The 1,789-nt window shown below is 45.4% G+C and carries 2 protein-coding genes; both read left to right on the forward strand.

Annotation, left to right across the window (positions count from 1 at the left end):
- Window positions 1–296: 296 nt before the first annotated feature.
- The gene (locus H6S82_RS31880; protein ID WP_190463308.1) at window positions 297–926 is read left to right on the forward strand and encodes a WG repeat-containing protein; all 630 of its coding nucleotides are present in this window, start codon (window positions 297–299) and stop codon (window positions 924–926) included.
- Between the two features lie 212 nt (window positions 927–1,138).
- The coding region (locus tag H6S82_RS31885) for a cation:proton antiporter (RefSeq protein WP_191057397.1) at window positions 1,139–1,789 on the forward strand (651 nt) is incomplete at its 3' end.

Here is a 1,789-nt window from a genome sequence, read left to right on the forward strand (position 1 = left end):
AAGAGCGATCGCTTATTCTCCAGTGGCATTCTACTGCACCAGCAGCTTGTGCAAATTGACTGATGACTTCGTAAGGAAGCGCTTCTCTGCTCGCGTCTTGCATCTGAGATCGTCTTTTTTTACCATAAATCCGCCAAAAGTCCGGGCTAAAGCTCAGAACTGGTGTAAGCAGATCATTGCATCGCTGGGCAAACGGCAGATCGATCGTGCTTTTCCCTGTGAAAGTAGCGATCGTCGCTCAAAGCTTGGGCTAAATTATATTCGGTAAACTGCGGGATCGCGCACACCATTCACAGATGAAACTAAAAGTCAACAGATCCATTCCTTTTTTCCTCTGCCTTACTCTTTTGGGTTTGGTATCCTGTCGCCCGCTAGAGCAGACGCAGGCGTCAACTGCTTCACCAGAGGCAAATCAACAATCAAGCCAACAGTCAAGCGAACTGTTTGCCGTCAGACAGAACGGTAAGCTCGGCTATATCGACAAAACGGGGAAAATAGTCATCGCACCAAAATTTGATGAAGTTAGCGAATTTTCCGAAGGGCTAGCACGGGTAAAAGTTGGCGAACAGTACGGCTATATTGACCAGAGCGGCAAAATCGTCGTTGAGCCCCAGTTCGATGATGCTGATGACTTCTCCGAAGGATTAGCAGCAGTTGAAGTTGACGAAAAGTTGGGTTTTATTGACAAAACGGGAAAAATGGTCATCGCACCGCAGTTTGATGATGCCGATCAATTTTCCGAAGGACTCGCAGCTGTAATGATTGAAGACCAGTGGGGCTATATCGACAAAGCAGGAGAAACAGTCATCTCGCCTCAGTTTGACGATACGGAAAACTTCTCTCAAGGACTCGCAGGGGTAAAGCTGGGTGACAAGTGGGGCTACATCGACAAAACAGGGAAGTTTGTTTGGAATCCCACCAAATAATAGGGGCTAGGGACTAGGGGCTAGGGGCTAGAGAGAAAGAGTAAATTTCTACTTTTAACTTTTAACTTTTCACTCCCCTCTCCCTCTCCAAAAACCTCAGCCAACAGGCGGATAGAGAAACATCCAACAATCTACCCAAAGATAATTAGGAGCAAAGAGCAAGATCGGTAAAGTTCAGAAGACAGATCTGAACTAAATCCTCTTTAATATCAATGGATATTTATATTCTTGACCTGCTTGTCATTGGCTTGCTCCTGCTCATCGTCACATTAGGATCGGGTTGGATTGCCAGATTACCCCTCTCTTTTGCCCTCATCTATCTCATCGTTGGTATTCTCCTTGGCCCCTACGGGATACATTTGATTAAACTGCGGCCAGATGCGGAGTTTTTGGAACGACTAACGGAATTTGTTGTCATTGTTTCTTTATTCAGTTGCGGACTAAAAATGAATCGCCGTCTCAATTTTTGGTCTTGGAGTTCCACAGTGCGGCTGATTGGTTTTTTAATGCCAATTTCAATTTTTGCCATTGCTGCTGTCGGTCATTGGTTCCTCAAAATGGAATGGGGGCCGGCAATATTACTCGGAGCAATTCTTGCGCCAACAGATCCCGTATTGGCTTCAGAAGTGCAGCTATCTCATATAGAAGACAAAGATGAATTGCGCTTTGGTTTAACCTCGGAAGGCGGTTTGAACGATGCCCTAGCTTTTCCGTTTGTCTTTTTCGGCATTTATTGGTTGCAAAAAGGTAACAACTGGCAAAGTTGGTTTAAAGAATGGGTCGCAGTTGATTTGATTTGGGCTGTAGCGGCAGGCATAGTCATGGGAATTGCGGTAGCTAAGGCAGTTGTTTGGATTGATAAA

The sequence above is a fragment of the Planktothrix sp. FACHB-1355 genome, from assembly GCF_014748295.1.
Lineage (GTDB): Bacteria > Cyanobacteriota > Cyanobacteriia > Cyanobacteriales > Aerosakkonemataceae > Aerosakkonema > Aerosakkonema funiforme_A.

Bases quoted from the DNA above. Each gene is read 5' to 3' on its own strand.
- H6S82_RS31880 (WP_190463308.1), top strand. From the start codon at position 297: ATGAAACTAAAAGTCAACAGATCCATTCCTTTTTTCCTCTGCCTTACT.